Here is a 19,222-nt window from a genome sequence, read left to right as displayed (position 1 = left end):
TTGCTTACAGGCGGCCTGACTCCTGGCTAAAGTAATAGCCATAGAACCACCAGTTAAACACGCAGGAAGAAGCCGCTGCGGTGGCAGTGGCTTCGTTCGACATCATGGTTTGTGTGCGTGTTTTCGTAATCATGTTTTCCATACTACGCCCGGCTGCAAAACGATTGCAACCCCGGAATGCGTAGACTTATGTATCAGAATGTTTCAGAGGGTCTGCTGAATATCGGCATCAGTAGCTGTTTACGGCCAATAAAAAAACGGGGCAAAAGCCCCGGAAAGAATCCGGCAGTAGCGGTAACTCGCTCACATTACCTCTGCCCGTCTTAACGCTCCCACGTTACAAGTGGTTCATTTATGCCGCCTGAACCGTGCGGTTGCTGCTGGTTGTGTTCAGGGCCTGCTTCTGGCGAATCAGGTCGCTGTAGTCCTGCTCCATAAAAGCTTTAATACCGCTGCGTTTATTCGCCTGCATGGCCAGCTTCAGTTCTTCTGCACTGGCAAAACGACGATCCCAGTCCAGTACTTTCGGTACCATAATAGCGTTCCACAGTGGTGGAATCAGGGTCAGGAAAATGGTGGTCAGATAACCGTTAACCATCATGGGTGCATCCTGATAAGGGCGCAGTTTCTGGAAAGGAACATCGCCTTGTGCATGATGGTGAGAATGACGCGTCAGGTTAAAGGTTGCCCAGGAGCTGATGCGCTTATTGGTATTCCAGCTGTGGTATGGCTGTACCGGTGTTTTGACGTTGCGTACCATGCCGTAGTGTTCCATAAAATTGACAATTTCCAGAAACGCTTTGGCAATCAGCGCGGTTGCAGTAAAGACTGCCACACCAACCCAGCCAGCCATGACAAAGGCTGCAACTTCCAGTGCCAGTGACATCAGCAGACCACGGATATACAGGTTGTGGTGACTGAAGACCGGCAGACGTTTTTTCTTAAGACGCTTCTTTTCCAGATTCCAGGCGCTGATGTTGCCTTTCCAGGTAGACGCCAGAATGTGGTAATACACATTACGTCCACGTGGTGCGGTTGCCGGGTCATCGGTTGAACCCACATAAATGTGATGACCATAGACGTGCTCGATCGAGAAGCCGGTATCCCAGCTGAACGCCAGCAACCAGCGACCAATAAACATAGCCATCGGATCCCATGTGCGGTGTGTCAGCTCATGACCAACGATAGTACCCACCACCGAGGTTAGCAGGCCACAGCCGAGAATGGCGGCAGCGTATTGCGGCCAGCTATTGGCTTCGCGCGCAGCCAGTGCGTCAAAGCCGGTGAACTGTTGCACCAGAGCGCCATAGCCCAGTACATCGGCATCAGCCACGCTCCAGACCATCAGGAAATTCATCACCACAATCAGCAGCAATGAAGAATACAGCTGCAGGTTAAGAAGCCAGGGCGCTTCGTATTCTGGCTCGCTGGTGTCGTCACCCATCAACAGATCGCCAACAACCACAAAGCCAACAGCAAACACCAGACCGGCATACATCCAGTCGCCCCCCAATGTCACACCAATCCCAAATGGAATGGTGAGCATATGAAAAAGTGTGTACTTGGTGTATTTAAACATTTCCTATCTCCTTATTATTTTTTTAACGAGTAATTTGCTTAATTCAGGCGGACGCCATTTTTCCGTTAACCGCCAAGTCACGGCTGTCAGTAAATTTGTCGAAGAATATCTGCGTCGATCGAACGCTGAATTTCTGACATTCGTCGATTGCCGCATCGATCATTCCTGCGGGTCCGCACAGATACACCTGACTGGTGCCACTGATACGCCCTTCAATTGCCTGCGTTACCCACCCTCGCAAACCCTGCCAATCAGAGTCTTCAGGCTCTGACGACAACACAGGAGTAAATTCAAATGCCCCCCGCCACTGCTTTTTCAGGTCTGCAATTTCGTCAAGCGCATACAGGTCTGCCTGAGTACGAGCACCAAACAATAAGGTCACCGGGCGGGTTGAGTGGTCAGCTAAAGCCTGACGCAAAATGCTGAGCAGCGGCGCCAGGCCACTACCACCGGCAATAGCAAAAATTGGTGTGTCATCCGGGCGTAACCAGAAATCTCCGTACGGCCCTTCGATATTTACCTGCGCACCGCGGATGGCCGGATCACGAAAGCGCGGCGATAAAGCACCGCCTTCGATACTGCGAATAAAAAATTCAATCGTTTTTGTGCCGCTCTGCGCACAGACAGAAGCAAACGAATACGAACGGGCAGGCGCACGACCATCGACAAATGACAGCTGTGCATACTGTCCGGCAGTAAATATCAGTGGCTGCTCCAGCTCGATGGTAATGGCGGTAATATCATGGGTCAGAAAACGTTGTCCGGTGATCGTACCTGTGACGCTCTGTATTACATGGTCCGGGCTGCGTTCGTCCCAGTCGGGAACAGAAATACTAATGTCCGATTTTGGTACACTCTGGCAGGCGAGAATGTAGCCGTTGTCCAAATCTTCGGTATTCAGTACGTAAGCGCTCTCAGTCAGTTCTTTTACCTGCCCTTGCCGCAGTCTGCATTTGCATACGGCACAGCCACCAACACGACAACTGTGCGGAAAGCGAATACCTTCTCGCAGTGCTGCCTGCAAAATGGTTTCTCCCGGTTCAGCCACCAGTGTCTGTTGAGTGTTATCAAGCGTGATGGACCGGGTTTTCTTGCGAAACAATGAGAGCATAAGCCTGAGCCTTTATCCTTGTTGTTATGCACTCACTTTAAGTGTTTGCGCAAAAAGGGATTACAGCACCAGCAGACAAGAAATGGTCATTAGAGGCCATGGTCTTTTCAGCGAGACGGCAGGCGATAAGATAAGAGGCATGACCATCGACACCCTGCATGACAGCTTTCTGCTGCCCACAAACTATGTACCGAATCTGCTGAATCTAATTTCCGGCCGGGGCGGTTCTGCGTCGATGATCTGCGTCCGTGCCGGGGTCGATGAACGCTGTACTGAAGCTCTGGATGGCAAACTCAACTGGCAACAATTCAGTGCTCTGATACGAGAATCCCGCAATGAAATTGATGAACCCGCACTAGGGCTTTATCTGGGTAGCCAACTAACAATTACCACACATGGTTTGTTAGGGCTGGCAGCGATGAGCAGCTCCACACTGGGGGAAGCTGCCGACATTGCCTGCCAGTACGTCGCTACCCGCACGCCGCTGGTGTCATTACGAATGGAACAGCAAGGTCGCTACGCCTGCTTAAAGATGGACGAGCTGTATACGCTGGGAGACATTCGCGCCACCTTTCTGGAAGCACTGATCGTTACATTAATCGCGGTCTTACGCTTTGTTTCTGCTGAACGAGCACGATTAATTCGCGTGGACTTTGCTTTTGATGAGCCGGAATACGGAGAACTTTATCAGGCATTTTTCCCCTGCGAAGTGCGTTTTAATCAAGTGGCAAACCAGCTGGTTATTCCACAGGAAGACCTGAGCCTGCCTTCGCAACTGGCTGACACTCAGGTTCAGCGTCAGGCGACACAGCAGTGTGAAGAGCAATTGCTGAAGTGGAAATCTCAGCAGCGTTTAAGTGGCCAGATTCAGATGATGCTGGCACGGGCAAAAGGACGTTTTCCATCATTTGAACAGGTGGCAGATGAACTGGTGTTGTCGCCACGCACCCTGCGCCGACGTCTCGCCGGTGAGGGCACCAGCTATAAAGAATTACTTGATCAATGGCGTCAGGATATGGCTTGTCAGTATCTGACAACGACCCGTCTGAGTGTGCAGCAGATAAGTCACTTATTGGGCTACAACGACCCGGCAAACTTCGGTCGTGCTTTTCGACGGCGCAATGCCGGGTTATCGCCGCTGAATTTCCGCCGCCAGCATGCAGAGCAGAATGTGTCGTCTCAGGCTTCTGCAACAATCACCGCGCGCAACGGTGCCGGATAGCCTTCGGCCGTTTTATTCACGTCATCAGGGTCAAGAAAATCCTTCAGTGAATTAAAACGCATCCATTCGGTGGCGCGCTGTTCCTCCAGCGACGTCTGGTTTAAATCAACCACACGAGCATTTTTCAGTCCCACTCGACGACACCACAGCAACAGGGTTTCCGGCGTTGGAATAAACCACACATTGCGCATCATGGCGTAGCGATCTTCCGGCATCAGAACTTCACCCAGCGGGCCATCAATAACCAGGGTTTCCAGCACCAGCTCGCCGCCGGGGCGCAAGGCATCTTTCAGCTCCTGCAGATGATCAATCGGTGATTTGCGGTGATACAGCACACCCATGGAAAACACCGTATCAAAGGCTTTCAGACGCGGCGGTACATCTTCCATTTTTAATGGCAGCAAATCGGCATTTGCCTGGCCCTGAGCGCTTTGCAGGTATTTTTTATAGGCCTGAAACTGCATCAGGAATAAACGTGATGGATCAACGCCGATAACACGCTTGGCACCAGCACCAAGCATACGCCACATGTGATAACCCGAGCCGCAACCCACATCCAGCACCACCCGACCGTGCAAGGGGGCAATGTGCGGTGCAACGCGATCCCACTTCCAGTCAGAACGCCACTCGGTATCAATATCGGTATCAAAAAAGCGGAACGGGCCTTTGCGCCAGGGAATTAAGCCACGCAGGCAGGCATCCACCTCCGCGCTTTGCTGCTCACTCAGATCACTGCTTTTTAAGGCAATATCGTGGCTGTTTAAATCCGCCTCAACGGACGTAATGTCTGGTAATGCCAGCACAGCATCAAGCCAGCGCTGCTGATCACCGTGTTCTTTTTCGTGCAGGATTTCATTCAGCTGCTGCGGCAGAACATCTGCCCACGGCGCCAGAGGGCCATCCTGCATAACGGACAGAACATGATGAAACCACGGCAGGATATTGTTGCTGTCAGTCATTATTTTACCGCCAGATAGGATACAAAATTGAAACACTGATACCAGCGGATAACGCGCGAGAAACCAGCTTCACGCAGACGTTCCACATGAGCTTCATGGCTTTCCGGAATGAGAACATTTTCAATCGCACTGCGTTTCTGTGCGATTTCCAGTTCGGAATAACCATTGGCACGTTTAAAATCCAGATGCAGTTCATCCTGCATCATCTGCTCCCAGGGATCGAAGCGGATTTTTTCCGACAGTATCAGTGCACCACCAGGCACAGTGGCTTCAGCAATACTGTTCAACAGCGACAAGCGCATTTCCGGCGCAATAAACTGCAGGACAAAATTCAGTGCGGTGACTGAGGCATTTTCCAGCGGGAAACCAACAATATCGCCGCAGACCATAGAAACAGGAACCGTAGCTTCATCGAGTGCAACATAGTGTTCTGCCCGTTCAATCATTGAGGCAGAATTATCAATGCCGGTGATCGTGCAACCCTGACCGGCATCACCTGCAGCCTGTACCCCGTGACGCATCGCCAGCGTTACCGCCCCCAACGAGCAGCCCAGATCATAAAGATTGGAACCCGGCTTTACATAGCGCCCGGCAATAATGCCGGACATGGCGACGGTCTCAGCATAACCGGGGACCGAGCGCTTGATCATATCCGGAAATACCCGCGCGACAGCGCCGTCAAAGGTAAAACCCGGCACCTCATCCAGCGGCGTCTGATAGATATTGTCTGGTTGCTGATCATCGTGAGTCATGGAAAGTCCGGCGTGCCTGGTAACTGAGTGCGCATTTTAGCTAACGCCGGCTTCAGGCACCAGAGCGCCTGTCCGCCACAGCCCTGCCTTTCTGCCCCTGTCTTTATGTCCTTACCTTTATGACGCTATCCGGATTCAGCTCAGTGTTGTTGTCATGCGGACAGGGTACACTGCGCCCTGAATTCTCAGCATGGAAATCGACAATGCATAACTCCACTCAGCCAATCGGTACATGGTCTGCTGTATCCATGGGCGTCGGTGCAATGGTGGGTGCCGGAATATTCTCGTTATTGGGTGAAGCCAGCGCGATTTCCGGCAGTGCGGTTTACATCTCATTTATCCTTGGTGGCGTCATTGCGCTGTTCAGTGGCTACTCACTGGGGAAACTTGGTGCACGTTACCCGTCTTCCGGCGGTATTATCGAGTATCTGGCCCAGGCTTATGGCAGCGGTACCTTCGTCGGTGCCATGGGCATTATGTTGTTTTTCGCCGCTGTCGTGTCACTCAGTCTGGTGGCCAAAGCCTTCGGCAATTATGCCGTCACCTTCTTTCCGCCGGAGCTGCAGACCACGCTGGTTCATCACCTGTTGTCATCCGGCATTATTGTGCTTTTTGTATTGATTAATCTGCGTGGTGCCCGTGATGTCGCCATCTGGGAAACGGTTACCGTCGGGGTCAAATTTCTGGTATTGGTCGGCCTTTCCGTGGCCGGTATCGGCTATCTGAAGAGTGATTATATCTCCCCCTCACACTACCCGCCTGCCAGCCAAATATTTTTCAGCCTGGCGATTACTTTCTTTGCCTATGAAGGTTTCCGCGTAATAACCAATACCGCAGAAGATATGCCCAACCCGCAGAAAACTCTGCCGCGGGCAATGATGATCTCCATCCTGCTGGTGATGGGACTGTATATCGCTATTTCTTTTGCCGTCTTTGGCAATCTGCCGGTCGCAGATGTCATCGCCAGTAAAGACTTTGCGCTGGCTGAAGCGGCAAGACCTATTTTTGGTCAGACCGGCTTTACCATTGTGGCGATCACTGCACTGATTGCTACAGCGTCAGCCATCAATGCCAACCTCTATGCGGTGACCAACATCACCTACAATATGGCAAAAAACGGGGAACTGCCGGCACAGTTCGGCAAGCCCATTGCTCACAGCCGTGAAGGTCTGATCATCAGTGGGGTGTTGATTATTATTTTATCCCTGTTGTTTGATCTGTCGGAAATCGCCGCAATCGGCTCCATATCTATTCTGTTTATTCACGGCGTAACGCACGCCGGACACCTGAAACTGGCAAAAGAAACCGGCGCCAGTAAAGGCATTATTATTCTGGCTATGGTGCTGAGTTTTGGCGCTATGCTGCTGGCGCTGATCTACAGCGCCGGCAACGCCAGTGGTGTGCTCTATACGCTGATTGCTTTCTTCGTGATCGCTGTCGTGACTGAAGTCTTACTGCAGAAGCTGCATAAGCGTCTGATTCTACCCAGAATCAAAGATTAAAATGTTTTGTCAGAAATCCCGGCCTACCGTCAGTGCATAGCCAACAGGCCAGTGCACTGACGCCTTTTATTACCTCACAGGGTTTTATTTCACAGTTTTTTTTCACAGGGTTTCATCTTCCGGCGCTTCAACCAGATCAAATAAATCCGCCTCAGAGTTGGCTTCCTGCGTCAGTTTTTTGTCCAGTTCTTTCTTCGAACGCACGCCAAGTTTGCGGAAAGTATCGGCCTGACTGAGCAGGTTACCACGTCCGGTTTTCATGGAGTTCCAGGCATCGTCATAGGACTTCTGCACGGTGCCCAGCTGATTGCCGACTTTTTCAAATTTTTCGACCACCAGCACCAGTTTGTCGTATACCTTACCGGCCTGCTCCGCCAGTTTTTCGGTACTTTTATTGCGCCGTTCAATGGCCCAGATACTGGCCACGGTACGCAGCGTTGCCAACAGAGTGGTTGGCGTCACGACCACAATGCGCTGCTCAAAGGCATCATTGAAAAGTTTTTCATCCTGTTGGAAGGCCAGCATAAAGGCGGGTTCAACCGGCATAAACAGGAAGACAAAATCCGGTGAATTAATACCCAGCAGCTGCTGGTAGGCTTTTTCACTGAGCCCACGGATATGGTTACGTACTGCGTCAATATGGCGTTTTAATGCCGCATCGCGCTGGACATCATCTTCGGCATTCACATAATCTGTGTAGGCATTGAGTGAGACTTTGGCATCCACCACAATGTGTTTGCCTTCCGGCAGATTAATAATCACATCCGGACGGTAAGTTTTGCCGCCATCATCCTGATGTACCTGCTCGCGCACATATTCTTCACCTTTGCGCAGACCGGAACGCTCCAGCACGGTTTCCAGTACCATTTCACCCCAGTTACCCTGCATTTTTTTCTCACCACGCAAGGCGGTGATTAAGGCATGCGCTTCGGACGTCATCTGCTGATTCAGTTTGTGCAGATTTTCAATCTGGGTTTTCAGTTCGGTACGGTCTTTGGCATCAGCCACATAAACGTCCTCAACTTTTTTGCGCAGCCCTTCCAGCTGATCTTTAAAAGGTGTCAGCAGAGAATCCAGCCCTTTCTGACTCTGCTCGCTGAACTGACGGTTTTTCTCTTCAAAGATTTTCTGTGACAGATGCTCGAATTCTTTCAGCATCTGTTCTTTACCCTGCTGCAGCAAGCTGAGTTTTTCTTCGCTGCTGCGCTGCTCCTGAGTGCGGGCCTCGCGTTCGGTGGCTAACTGGCGCTGTACCGACGTCAGTTCCTGCTGCAACGCCTGCAGCTGGGCGCGGTCCTGCTGTTGCTGTTGACCATACTGCTGTTCGGATTTCTGTGCCTGACTCTGCAGTGACTCTGCCCGCTCCTGCCAGCGCACCTGATCCACCCGCACCTGACTGAGGTCCTGCTGCAGTTGCTGAATATCGGCACTCAGCTGTTTCAGCTGCTGCTCACTCTGCTCGCGCAACTGTTGCTCAGCCTGCAGGGTCTGCTCTGATTCTGCCTGTTTCTGCTGCCAGCTCTGCTGTCGCTGATACTGCAGGGCATACGCCAGCAGACCAGTGCCGGCCACAGCAGCGGCAACAGAAAGCAAAAGATAGGTCAGAGAATAATCAGTCATTACATTGGTCCATAAATTGGTAAATCATTAATCGGTAACATTGAAATACAACGGAGAGCGTGCACCTGGCGTTTGTCTGGCAGCTCAGAAAGATACGTTTCAGCGCACCGTGAACACGTTTAAAGCCGTTAAAAAGAAACCTGCATGGTCGCCACCAGCTGCGACAGTTCTGCGTCATCGGTCAGAGTCATGCGGCTGTATTCAATATTCAGGCGCTGCAGCCTGCCATCCGCGCCACGCAAGCCAAATCCGAGCCCGGCAGCAACCTGCGATGAACAGGCTTCTTCCGACCAGTTACTGTCCAGGCCGGTAATCAGCATGTCCCAGCACACCCGGCTGTAACGCGCATAAGGGCTGAAGGCATCAAAAGGGAAGCGTACGGTGACATCGGCAGCAACACCGATACCGTCGATGTTTTTTTCCGTCGCATTGGCATCCACCCGGCGATCTCCCCAGATCCACATCTGCAGGCCGGTGCTGACAAATGGCAACCACTGGATCGCTCCACCAGCAAACAGGGTTTCATCCGCCACTGTTTCTTTGCGGTCTTCTGAACGCAGCGCCAATGGCTGATCCACTTCAACAAAGGTTACGCCCAGACCAAACTCGCCATAGCCCTCCAGCGCCGACGCGCCAGCGGGCAACAGCAAAGCCATGGCGGCTCCCAGCACTTGCCAGCGTACAGGACGGCGGAGTTGTCTTTCTGTCATTGCTTCGGCCACAAAAATGTCAGGGCTTATTGTCTCTTCTGTTTGCCCTCTTGAATACTGGATATATAAACAGTACTGTATATCCATACAAATACCAAGCAAGAGATTCTTATGCCTCAGCCTCTTGATCAGGTCATTGCCAGCGGACAGGTCTGGCAGGGCCAGAGTAACGCAGCTCAGCAACCGCGCCAGGCCGTTATCGACAGCGGCTTTGCCGCGCTCAATGACGCCCTGCCAGCCCATGGCTGGCAATCCGGTCAGGTGTGTGAAATCTATGGTCACGCCGGTCCCCTCACCGGTAACGGTGAGGTCAGCCTGATCCTGCCGGCACTGGCCCAGCTCAGTCAGCAGCCGCGCTGGATTCTCTGGGTCGGCAGCCCGAACCTGGATACGCACAACGGCCGTATGCGCCTGCAGCCTCAGGCGGCAGCGTTGCAACAGGCTGGCATCGATGTCCGCAGGGTTTTGCTGGTTCATCCCAAAGACGAACAGCAAGCCATGTGGTGTCTGGAGGAAGGGCTGAAGAGTGGTCATTGCAGCGCCGTTCTGGGTTGGCCACAGCGCCTGCACAAGGCCCATATCCGCCGCCTGCAGCTGGCCTGTGCTCACCATCAGAGTTATTGCTGGTTGTGGCCACAGTCCGCGTTTGATCCGTCCGGCTCACCGGCAGCTGTGCGCCTTGGTATTCAGCGTCAGTCAGCCAGTGCCGTTGAAATTGAATGTTATAAACGCCGCGGCCAATGGCCCGGACATCCGTTTACTCTGGATCTCAACCGAAGCCATACCGAAAGAAGTCAACACGACAAAAACCCGTGGCACAGGCAGCTGGGTGACAACAGCAAAACCACCAGGCTGCAATAAACGGGCTGGCTTATGAAAGATCGCTGGATGTATCTGTTATTTCCACAGATGTGCCTGCAGCAGGTGATCAGCAGTCAGCCGGATGCGGAGCAGCTTACGCAACAACCGGTGGCGCTGGTCAGGCGCAGCAGTCAACGCCATATCTGGCAGGCCAATAAAGCCGCTCAGAACAGCGGGGTTCTGGCAGATATGCCTCTGATCACCGCGTTATGCCTGTGCCCGCAACTGCAGCTGCTGACCATTGATGCTCAGCAGCAGGCGCAGATGCTCAATACCCGCGCCAGTTGGGCGGGTCAGTTCAGTGCCTTTATCAGCCCTGATCCACCGCAGGGACTGTGGCTTGAAGTCGCCAGTATGCTGCGCCTGTTTCACGGCATGGATTCCCTGCATCGCCATATTATTGCTCAGGCTGATGCCGAGCACTGGTCAGTACAGACCGGTCTTGGGCAAACGCCGCTGGCGGCAAGATTACGTGCGCATCTGCAGCTGCTGCCAGCCACTGATAACCATGATCTGCCGCACCTGACGGTCGCACAGTTACAGCAGGGGTTACCCCTGAGCCCGGAGGAAACTTACCGTTTGCAGCGTCTTGGTATAAAACGGCTGGCCGATGTTAATCGCCTGCCGTTAACCGCCCTGTCCAGCCGGCTGGGAACGGATTTCAGTCAGCGTATCCGCCGCTTGCTCGGCTATGAGCCACACCCTCTGCCGGCCTTTCACAACGCTGAAGTTTTTCAGCAGCAGGCGCACTTTATTCATGAAGTCGAACACAGCAACGGCTTACTGTTTCCCTTGCAGCGTCTGTTGCAGCGGCTGAGTGAATTTCTGCAGCGCCGCCAGCTCAGCACCCGGCAACTGAATCTGCAACTCAGCCACCGTCATCTGCCTGACAGCGAATGGCAGATACGCTTTGCTCACGGTGAATATGAACACAGCCAGCTGGTTTTTATGGTGCGTCATTTTCTTGAGCAACGCCGCCTGCCCGCCCCGGTACAGAGTCTGATACTGAACGTCAGTGAGTTTATTGAACGGGAACGCGGGCAAAAGGGACTGCTGACCAGCAAGGCAGAGGCGGACAGCTCCGACGGAGAGAACAGCGGTCAGCTGCTCAACCGTCTGGCCAGCCGCTTACAACCTGAGCAGTTACTGCGCCTGCAGGTTCAGGCCGATCCGCGCCCGGAACAGGCAAGTATATTCCGCCCTGCTGATGACCTTCCCGCAGCAGCCCACTTACATCCCGGCAGTGGTACAAGACCGTTGTGGCTGTTGCCGGCTCCGCTGCCCTGTCCTGCGCCGCAGCAGATTATTTCCGGGCCTGAACGGGTCTGCAGCGGTTGGTGGGATAACAATACCGTGCGCCGTGATTACTACGTCGTCTGCCAGGCAACAGAACCAGCAACAGAAAAACAGAGTGAACAGCTGCTGTGGGTTTTTCATTCGCCACAGGGCTGGTTTATTCATGGGCTTTTTTCCTGATGAATCATTCAGCGGATAACACGGCCGATACAAATATCGCCACAGGCACGCCGGTCGCTTATGCCGAACTGCACTGCGTCAGTAATTTCTCTTTCCTGCGCGGGGCCTCGCATCCACAGGAACTGGTGCAACAGGCGGTGGCCCTTGGTTATCAGGGGTTGGCAATCACCGATGAATGTTCGCTGGCCGGTGTTGTCCGTGCCTGGCAGGCATTACAGGATCTGCAGCAGGAAACACAGAAGGATCCGTCTCTGGCGGCAAAACTGGAGAATTTCCGTTTAATTATTGGCAGTGAATTTCATTGCGACGATCATATTTTTGTTGTGCTGGTGACAGACAAAAAAGCCTACAGTGAACTCTGTCGCCTGATCACCACCTGTCGCCGCGCTGCAGAAAAAGGCACTTACCTTTTTAACCCAGGGCAGCTGTTTGACCTGCAGCACTGCCTGTTACTGTGGCAACCGCAACAGTCGTTTTATGCACAGCCGCAACAATCACAGCAGCCACAGCAGACACAACAGGCGGAATTCACCCGCCGACTGAGCCATCATTTTGCCCACCGCCTGTGGCTGCTGGCCGAGCGCATGCTGGATGCCACAGACGAATGGCGTTTTGACAGGCTGTGTCGCTTTGCCCGCCAGTGGCAGATCCCGCTGACCTGTGCCAGTCAGGTGCATATGCACATTCCGGCACGCCAGCCTTTACAGGATTGTATTACGGCCATCCGCCATAACCAGACCATTGAAAGCTGCCGTCAGCATTTATTTAGCAATAATGAGCGGCATCTGCGTTCCTGCAAAAAACTGACGCATCTGTATTCAGCAGAGCTGATGGCCAGCACCACAGCCATTGCCCGGCAATGCAATTTTCAGCTGGATGAAATCTGTTACCAGTATCCAACCGATACCCTGCCCACCGGAAAACGTGCCGGTGATTATCTGCGTGAGCTGACCGAAGCCGGCTGTAAAAAACGCTTTCCACAAGGGGAAAGTCAAAAGGTCCGCGACACCATAGAAAAAGAACTGACGCTCATCGCCGAAAAAGAATACGAACATTATTTTCTGACCATTTATGACATCGTACGTTTTGCCCGCAGTCAGAATATTCTTTGTCAGGGGCGCGGTTCTGCCGCTAACTCGGTGGTCTGTTACTGCCTGGAAATTACCGAGGTCAATCCGGCTGAAGTGAATCTGCTGTTTGAACGTTTTATTTCCGCCGAACGCCATGAACCACCGGATATCGATGTCGACTTTGAAAGTCAGCGGCGCGAAGAAGTCATTCAGTATATTTATCAGAAATACGGCCGTGAGCGTGCAGCACTGGCGGCTACGGTTATTTCATACCGTCCGAAAAGTGCCCTGCGCGATGTGGCCAGTGCACTGGGCATGGATTTACTGGCGCTGGAACCGGTACTGGCCAATTTCGGTTATCGCTATAAAAAAGAAACCTGGCTTGATGAACTGGCTGACCGGCGGGTGGCTGACGGTCTCAAACTGCGCCAGCTGAAATATCTGGTCAGTGAAATTCTGCGTTTTCCCCGGCATTTATCCCAGCATGTTGGTGGCTTTGTTATTGCCCGGGAAAAGCTCACCGATCTCGTGCCGGTAGAAAATGCCGCCATGGATGAACGTACGGTGATTCAATGGGATAAAGAAGATCTGGAAACGCTGGGATTAATGAAAGTCGATATTCTCAGCCTCGGTATGTTATCGGCCATACGCCGTTGCCTGCAGCAACTGAACATAACGCTGGCGGATATTCCCAGAGACGATCCGGCAACTTATCAAATGCTGCAGAAAGCCGATTCCATCGGTGTGTTTCAGGTTGAGAGCCGGGCGCAGATGAACATGCTGCCACGGCTTAAACCGCGCAATTATTATGATCTGGTGATTCAGGTATCCATCGTCCGTCCGGGGCCGATTCACGGCGATATGGTGCACCCGTATTTACGCCGGCGTAACGGCGAAGAAGAGCCGGACTACCCTATGGATGCCCTCAGACCCATTCTGGAACGTACGCTGGGCATTCCGTTATTTCAGGAACAGGTGATTGCTTTTGCCATGGTGGCGGCCGATTTTACCGCCGCCGAAGCCGATCTGTTGCGCCGCTCCATGGCCAGCTGGCGGAAAAAAGGTCATATGCAGAAACTCCAGCAGCGACTGGAAATCAACATGCTGAACAATGGCTTTTCACTGGACTATATTCAGCGTCTGCAACGCCAGTTACTGGGCTTTGGTGAATATGGTTTCCCGGAATCCCATGCAGCCAGCTTTGCCCTGCTGGTGTATGCCAGCGCCTGGCTGAAATGCCATCATCCGGCGCTTTTCTGTGCCGCGATTCTGAACAGCCAGCCCATGGGATTTTACAGCCCGGCACAACTGATCAACGATGCCCGCGCCCATGGCGTTAACGTGTTACCGGTCAGTGTTGAGCACAGCGACTGGCTGCACCATGCCGATCCGGGCGATCAGCAACCCCATCTGCGCCTGGGCTTACGACTGATTCATGGCTTCAGTGAAGACAGTGCTGAACGTCTGGTTACGGCCCGACAACAGCGGCCCTTCGCGGATATTCAGGATTGCCGCCTGCGGGCAGAGCTCAGTCAGAAAGACGGTAATCTGCTGGCCTCGGCCAATGCGTTCAGTGGCTTAGCCGGCAATCGTTATAACTCGCGCTATCAGTCACGCTGGTCCGTCAGTGAACCTGTACAGGCCGACCTGCTGGCCGACGCCATGACGGACCACCAATGGCAGGCCGACAGCCTGGCAGCACTCAATACCCCGGATGAAACCGAAGACATGCTGGAAGACTATCAGACTCTGGGGCTGACCCTGGGCCGACATCCGATGGCGATTCTGCGTGAGCAGGGCATGCTGGGTAACAGCCTGAGCGCCGCGGAGCTGTTGCAGCGACAACATAACGATGAAGGATTTGTCTGCGGACTGGTGACCTGTCGCCAGCGCCCGGGCACCGCCGCCGGCGTAACCTTTGTGACTCTGGAAGACGAAAGCGGTTGTGTGAATCTGGTGGTCTGGCTGAGCACCGCTGAACGACAGCTGAAAGCCCTGACTCAGTCGCGCATTCTGCAGGCCTATGGCCGGATCGAGAAAGACAGTGCATCCGGCATTACTCATGTGATCGCTTATCGTCTGGCCGATATGAGTTCACTATTGGATAACCTTAAAACCACATCTCATAACTATCATTGATCGTATTCCACACTCTTTCCGCGGCCTCCACTGCTGCTCAGTTACTTATCGTTACGCCACAACGTATCAGCCTGTAAGCCTCTGAGCCCCATATCAGACATTGGTAATATTTTTTGGAAAGCCTCCGGATTCATTACTAAACTGACTAAAAATAAAACAACGAATGGGGTGCCCTTCGCCGACACCCCTCCCTTACAAGCAGAAGCAGAACCAGGATGGTGTATGAACAAGAAAGTAGTGATCGCTGATGACAGCCTGTTCGCGCGAATGCTGGCTAAGGAAGCCGTAGGGCAACTCCTGCCGGATGCTGAATTTTTTGAAGCGTCCTCCGGCCAGCAGGTACTCGACAGTGCCGCTCAGCAGCAGTATCCCTTTGACTGGTACCTGCTGGATATGAACATGGCCATGCCCGATGGCCTGACTACCGCCAGACAACTCATTCAGGCTGGCGTACCAGCAAACCGTATAGCGCTGGTTACCGGAAACCGCAGTCATGAGCTGCAGGACGATGCCCGTGCTATTCACGTTTCCTATATTCAGAAAACCATTAATCCGGCGGATGTCGACAAATTCGTTCAACGCCTGCAGGACTTTTTTACCTTATCTGAGACAGGAGCCGGTTTATGATTCCGGAACAACAGAAAGAAGCCCTGTCACTGGATATTCTGGCCGAATCGCTCAACCTCGGCATGGGGCATGTGATTGAAGAACTGGCGGAAATTTCCGGCAGCCGTATTGAACTGCACGTACCTGAAGTCAACATGATTCCCAAACAGCAGGCCCTGGCATTTACCGACCTGATGCGGGATGCCGGCAAAGCCATTTTTGTACAGCAGGAATTTACCGGTGATATAGAAGGCGAAGCTCTGCTGTTCTTCAGCGAAGCGGAAAGTCTTAACCTGCTTAATGGTCTGTTACCGGACAGCGATGAACAAAGGGTTGAATTTGCCGCCACCGAAGAAGAGATGCTGCTGGATCTGACCAATGTTGCGGTATCCGGTGTTATTTACGCCCTGTCTACCCTGCTCGGCATTAAGATCAATACCGAACTGCCAAACTGCGAATACGGCTACTTCGACGATATCCGTGCCGAAGCTGACTTTCTCGATGACAGCGACGACATGATTCTCTTTCTGACCATCAGTTTTACTGTGGTTAAGAAAAACTCTACCGCCAAACTCATGTTCTTCCAGCCAAAACATACGCTGGCAAAACTGTACGATTTCATCAGCCAGAAAATGAATCTGGGATAACCGGGTTTAACGGGCTGCGCTGTGATTGATAACCTCTACAAACACGTCATTGATACCGTCAACGCCGGTATCATAGTGCTCAACGAGCAGGGCTGTGTCGCCACCTGGAACCAGTGGATGGACAGACGCTCTGGTCTGAAAGAAAGTGACGTGCGTGGCACACCGATACTGGATGTTTTTCCTGAACTGAAAGACAGCCGTATAGACCGTTTAATCCACAAAGCACTGCATCTGAATTGTCCTTCAGTGCTTTCTGCCAAGCTGCTGAAAGTTTCATTCCCGCTATATAACGAATCCATCGTCAGCAAAAAGAATCATCAGCGGATTATTCAATCCATTCTGATCAAACCTCTGGTATACGACAACCAGCAGTGCTGCGTTATTTCTATTTTTGATATCAGTTAATCTGATCTGCGTGAACGCGCTTTGCGCACGCAATCCACCATGCTGACACAGCTGGTATCCGAACTGAAAGAAAAAGACTACGAACTGAAAACCATCTTCAACAGCACTCAGAACGCCATTGTTATTTTCGACAACAACGGACTGATTCTGAATGCCAACCCGGCTGCAGAGGCTGTGATTGGTATTGAAAAAGAAGATCTTTCGCAGCGCTATATTTTTGAACACATCGATCAGCTGGATAAACATCTGTTCGATGGTAATTCTGAAGACTCTGATATAAAAATTCAGAACAATCTGCCGGATTATGGACAGGAGCAGGAAATGGTCCTGCTCAACCGTTATGGTCAGCCGGTACCGATTCAGGTTTCATTCAATATCATCCCCTACGATGATCAGCTCTGTCGCTATTATATTTTCTTCCGCGACATTACCGAGCAGAAGAAAACTGAAGAGAAGCTGTACCGCATGGCCCGTTATGATTCCGTTACCGGCCTTTATAACCGCGCCACCTTTATCGAAAAGCTAAAAGAATCTATTCTCTTTCATCAGCGTGAAGCGCGCAGCCTGTCCGTTTTCTTTATCGATCTCGACCGCTTTAAGAACGTTAATGATACCCTGGGCCACAGCGCTGGTGATACCATTCTTAGGATGGTGGCCAGTCGCATCAAGAAAATATCCCGTGGTGCAGATACCCTCGCCCGCTGGGCCGGCGACGAATTTATTCTGCTGCTGGAAAACCAGAATCACCAGCGCTCATCCATCACCGTAGCAGAGAAAATCATTAAGGCATTTCAGCAGCCTTTCTCTCTCGATAAAACGGAAGTTTATGTTGGCTGCAGCATTGGCATTGCTCAGTATCCGGATGACCACTCCACAGCTGAAGGGCTGATATCCAGCGCCGACCAGGCCATGTACCAGTCTAAACGGGAAGGCAAAGGTGTCTTCCGTTTCTTTACCCGTGCGATGAATGAACGCATGATTCAGCGCCTCAAAACCGAAGCTGAACTGCGGGTAGCCATCACGGAGCAGCAGTTTGTTCTGCAGTATCAACCACAGATCAATGTGATTAACGGTGACATCGCCGGTGTCGAAGCCCTGATACGCTGGCAGCATCCCGAAAAAGGGCTGGTGTCTCCGGATCAGTTTATTCCCATTGCCGAAGAATGTGGTTTGATCGCTGACATCGGTGACTGGGTGCTGCAGGAATCCATATCCATGTCTGCACAATGGGAGAAACGCTACGGACGCCCACTAATTATGAGTGTAAATCTGTCTCCCAGACAGTTTATGGATGACGGACTGGTCGCCAAGGTCAAACGCCTGCTGGATGCTGTCGGGCTGGAGGCGAAACACCTGGTACTGGAGATCACTGAGAACGACCTGATCAGCGATCGCCGCTCGGCCTATATTATTCTTGAATCACTGAAAGCACTGGGCGTTAAAATTGCCATTGATGATTTTGGTACCGGCTACTCATCTCTGGCTTATCTGCGCACGCTGCCAGTGGATATTCTGAAAATTGACCGCGAATTTCTTATTAATTCCACTGAGAACGAAACCGACAGCCATATTATTGCCGCCATTATCGATCTGGCTCACGCACTGAAACTGGAAGTCATTGCCGAAGGGATTGAAAGTATTTCCCAGCTCGAACTGCTGAAAACCCAGCAGTGTGATATGGCTCAGGGATATTACATTGGTAAGCCCATGGCGCTGGAAAATCTTGAAGACTGGCACACCATCCGCAACGATAAGCTGCACTGAGCAGACCAACTCCACCAAACTAACCCCTCAAAACCAACCCCACCAAACAGGCGACGTAAACAAACGGCCAACTGACCTGCAAAACGGATCAGCAGCAAACATAGTCTGCCGTCAACTAATCTGCGAGCAGCTCCAGCAGATTATTCACCAGCCAGTCCGGCTGACTGTCAGCAATATTTTCGCCGTGATTATAGCCATAAGTCACTGCAGCAGAACGAATACCCGCGGCCTGGGCGGCACGGATATCATTGCGTGAATCACCAATCATTAACGCCTGCTGTGCAGTTAGCTGTAACTGCTCACAGACATACAGCAGCGGCATAGCGGACGGTTTTTTCTCGGCCAGATCATCACCACACACCAGCAGCTCAAAATAATCCTGCCAGCCCAATGAGGCGATTAGCGGCTCCGTAAAACGACGGGATTTATTTGTCACCAGCACATGCCGACAATTACCAGCGGTTGCCTGCAGCCATTCATTCACACCGGGATACACACCAGTGGCATGATGAACACCGGCTTCATACGCCGGATCAAAATGACAGTGCGCATCCTGCAACAGCTGCTCATCCAGTGCCAGCGCACGGGTTTCATCACCTTCGGCCAGCGCCCGGCGCAGTAACATATTAAGGCCGTTGCCGACCCAGTGGCTGACGTTCAGTGAGCTTGCTTCTGCGCGCCCCATGGCACTCAGCATAACATTCACCGCCGCATGCAGATCCGGCACACTGTCCACCAGCGTACCATCCAGATCCAGCATCACCAGATCTGGCCCCTGAGTGCCGTACGCCTGCTGCAA

17 protein-coding genes are annotated in these 19,222 nt (G+C 52.4%); 9 read left to right on the top strand and 8 right to left on the bottom strand.

Features of this window, described 5'->3' with window-relative positions; genetic code table 11:
- Positions 1-4: 4 nt before the first annotated feature.
- The 3 genes from B2Z72_RS13675 to B2Z72_RS13665 all read right to left on the bottom strand — a co-directional run bounded on the left by B2Z72_RS13675 (position 5) and on the right by B2Z72_RS13665 (position 2,690).
- Positions 5-133 (bottom strand): hypothetical protein, encoded by a 129-nt coding sequence (locus B2Z72_RS13675; protein ID WP_297005059.1) that lies wholly within the window; start codon positions 131-133, stop codon positions 5-7.
- Positions 134-352: 219 nt separating this feature from the next.
- The gene (locus B2Z72_RS13670) at positions 353-1,579 is read right to left on the bottom strand and encodes an alkane 1-monooxygenase (RefSeq protein WP_296984243.1); all 1,227 of its coding nucleotides are present in this window, start codon (positions 1,577-1,579) and stop codon (positions 353-355) included.
- Between the two features lie 43 nt (positions 1,580-1,622).
- Complete coding sequence (locus tag B2Z72_RS13665; protein ID WP_296984242.1) at positions 1,623-2,690, bottom strand: NADH:ubiquinone reductase (Na(+)-transporting) subunit F; 1,068 nt, start codon at positions 2,688-2,690, stop codon at positions 1,623-1,625.
- A gap of 139 nt (positions 2,691-2,829) precedes the next feature.
- Here B2Z72_RS13665 and B2Z72_RS13660 point away from each other — a divergent pair, with 139 nt between their 5' ends.
- On the top strand, positions 2,830-3,912 hold the full coding sequence (locus tag B2Z72_RS13660; RefSeq protein ID WP_296984241.1) for an AraC family transcriptional regulator: 1,083 nt from the start codon (positions 2,830-2,832) through the stop codon (positions 3,910-3,912).
- Here the strand turns inward: B2Z72_RS13660 and cmoB are convergent.
- Both cmoB and cmoA read right to left on the bottom strand, forming a co-directional pair.
- Positions 3,870-4,871 (bottom strand): tRNA 5-methoxyuridine(34)/uridine 5-oxyacetic acid(34) synthase CmoB, encoded by a 1,002-nt coding sequence (cmoB, locus tag B2Z72_RS13655; RefSeq protein ID WP_296984240.1) that lies wholly within the window; start codon positions 4,869-4,871, stop codon positions 3,870-3,872. The genes B2Z72_RS13660 and cmoB overlap by 43 nt on opposite strands.
- A complete protein-coding gene (gene cmoA / locus B2Z72_RS13650) occupies positions 4,871-5,623 on the bottom strand; it encodes a carboxy-S-adenosyl-L-methionine synthase CmoA (RefSeq protein WP_296984239.1) in 753 nt (250 codons plus the stop codon). Before cmoA ends, cmoB begins: the two co-directional genes overlap by 1 nt.
- A 203-nt stretch (positions 5,624-5,826) precedes the next feature.
- Between cmoA and B2Z72_RS13645 the strand changes: the two genes are divergently transcribed.
- Positions 5,827-7,125 (top strand): APC family permease, encoded by a 1,299-nt coding sequence (locus B2Z72_RS13645; RefSeq protein ID WP_296984238.1) that lies wholly within the window; start codon positions 5,827-5,829, stop codon positions 7,123-7,125.
- A 102-nt stretch (positions 7,126-7,227) separates the two neighbouring features.
- Here the strand turns inward: B2Z72_RS13645 and rmuC are convergent, their stop codons facing one another.
- A complete protein-coding gene (gene rmuC / locus B2Z72_RS13640; RefSeq protein ID WP_296984237.1) occupies positions 7,228-8,745 on the bottom strand; it encodes a DNA recombination protein RmuC in 1,518 nt (505 codons plus the stop codon).
- A 128-nt stretch (positions 8,746-8,873) separates the two neighbouring features.
- A complete protein-coding gene (locus B2Z72_RS13635) occupies positions 8,874-9,401 on the bottom strand; it encodes a hypothetical protein (protein WP_296984235.1) in 528 nt (175 codons plus the stop codon).
- 165 nt (positions 9,402-9,566) lie between these two features.
- On the opposite strand from B2Z72_RS13635, the gene B2Z72_RS13630 reads away from it, so the two are divergent.
- The 7 genes from B2Z72_RS13630 to B2Z72_RS13600 all read left to right on the top strand — a co-directional run bounded on the left by B2Z72_RS13630 (position 9,567) and on the right by B2Z72_RS13600 (position 18,423).
- On the top strand, positions 9,567-10,316 hold the full coding sequence (locus tag B2Z72_RS13630; RefSeq protein WP_296984234.1) for an ImuA family protein: 750 nt from the start codon (positions 9,567-9,569) through the stop codon (positions 10,314-10,316).
- 12 nt (positions 10,317-10,328) lie between these two features.
- The gene (locus B2Z72_RS13625; protein ID WP_296984231.1) at positions 10,329-11,792 is read left to right on the top strand and encodes a Y-family DNA polymerase; all 1,464 of its coding nucleotides are present in this window, start codon (positions 10,329-10,331) and stop codon (positions 11,790-11,792) included.
- Positions 11,792-15,001, top strand: a complete 3,210-nt coding sequence (locus tag B2Z72_RS13620; protein WP_297005056.1) for an error-prone DNA polymerase — start codon at positions 11,792-11,794, stop codon at positions 14,999-15,001. Before B2Z72_RS13625 ends, B2Z72_RS13620 begins: the two co-directional genes overlap by 1 nt.
- Before the next feature lie 222 nt (positions 15,002-15,223).
- A complete protein-coding gene (locus B2Z72_RS13615) occupies positions 15,224-15,628 on the top strand; it encodes a response regulator (protein ID WP_296984226.1) in 405 nt (134 codons plus the stop codon).
- Positions 15,625-16,254 carry a hypothetical protein gene (locus B2Z72_RS13610; protein WP_296984225.1) on the top strand — a complete coding sequence of 210 codons (630 nt, stop codon included), beginning with the start codon at positions 15,625-15,627 and terminating at the stop codon, positions 16,252-16,254. The genes B2Z72_RS13615 and B2Z72_RS13610 overlap by 4 nt, the downstream gene beginning before the upstream one ends.
- 21 nt (positions 16,255-16,275) lie before the next feature.
- Positions 16,276-16,659, top strand: a complete 384-nt coding sequence (locus tag B2Z72_RS13605; protein ID WP_296984224.1) for a PAS domain-containing protein — start codon at positions 16,276-16,278, stop codon at positions 16,657-16,659.
- A 39-nt stretch (positions 16,660-16,698) separates the two neighbouring features.
- Positions 16,699-18,423 (top strand): EAL domain-containing protein, encoded by a 1,725-nt coding sequence (locus B2Z72_RS13600; RefSeq protein WP_296984222.1) that lies wholly within the window; start codon positions 16,699-16,701, stop codon positions 18,421-18,423.
- A gap of 115 nt (positions 18,424-18,538) precedes the next feature.
- On the opposite strand, the gene B2Z72_RS13595 is transcribed toward B2Z72_RS13600, so the two are convergent.
- Positions 18,539-19,222, bottom strand: a 684-nt coding sequence (locus B2Z72_RS13595; protein ID WP_349681252.1) for a phosphoglycolate phosphatase, incomplete at its 5' end; no start/stop codon positions are given.

It is taken from the genome of Thalassolituus sp. UBA6592, assembly GCF_002433655.1.
Taxonomy (GTDB): Bacteria; Pseudomonadota; Gammaproteobacteria; order Pseudomonadales; family Oceanobacteraceae; genus Venatoribacter.
The sequence above is the reverse complement of the archived record's forward strand: the minus strand, read 5'-3'. Positions and strand labels throughout refer to the sequence as shown.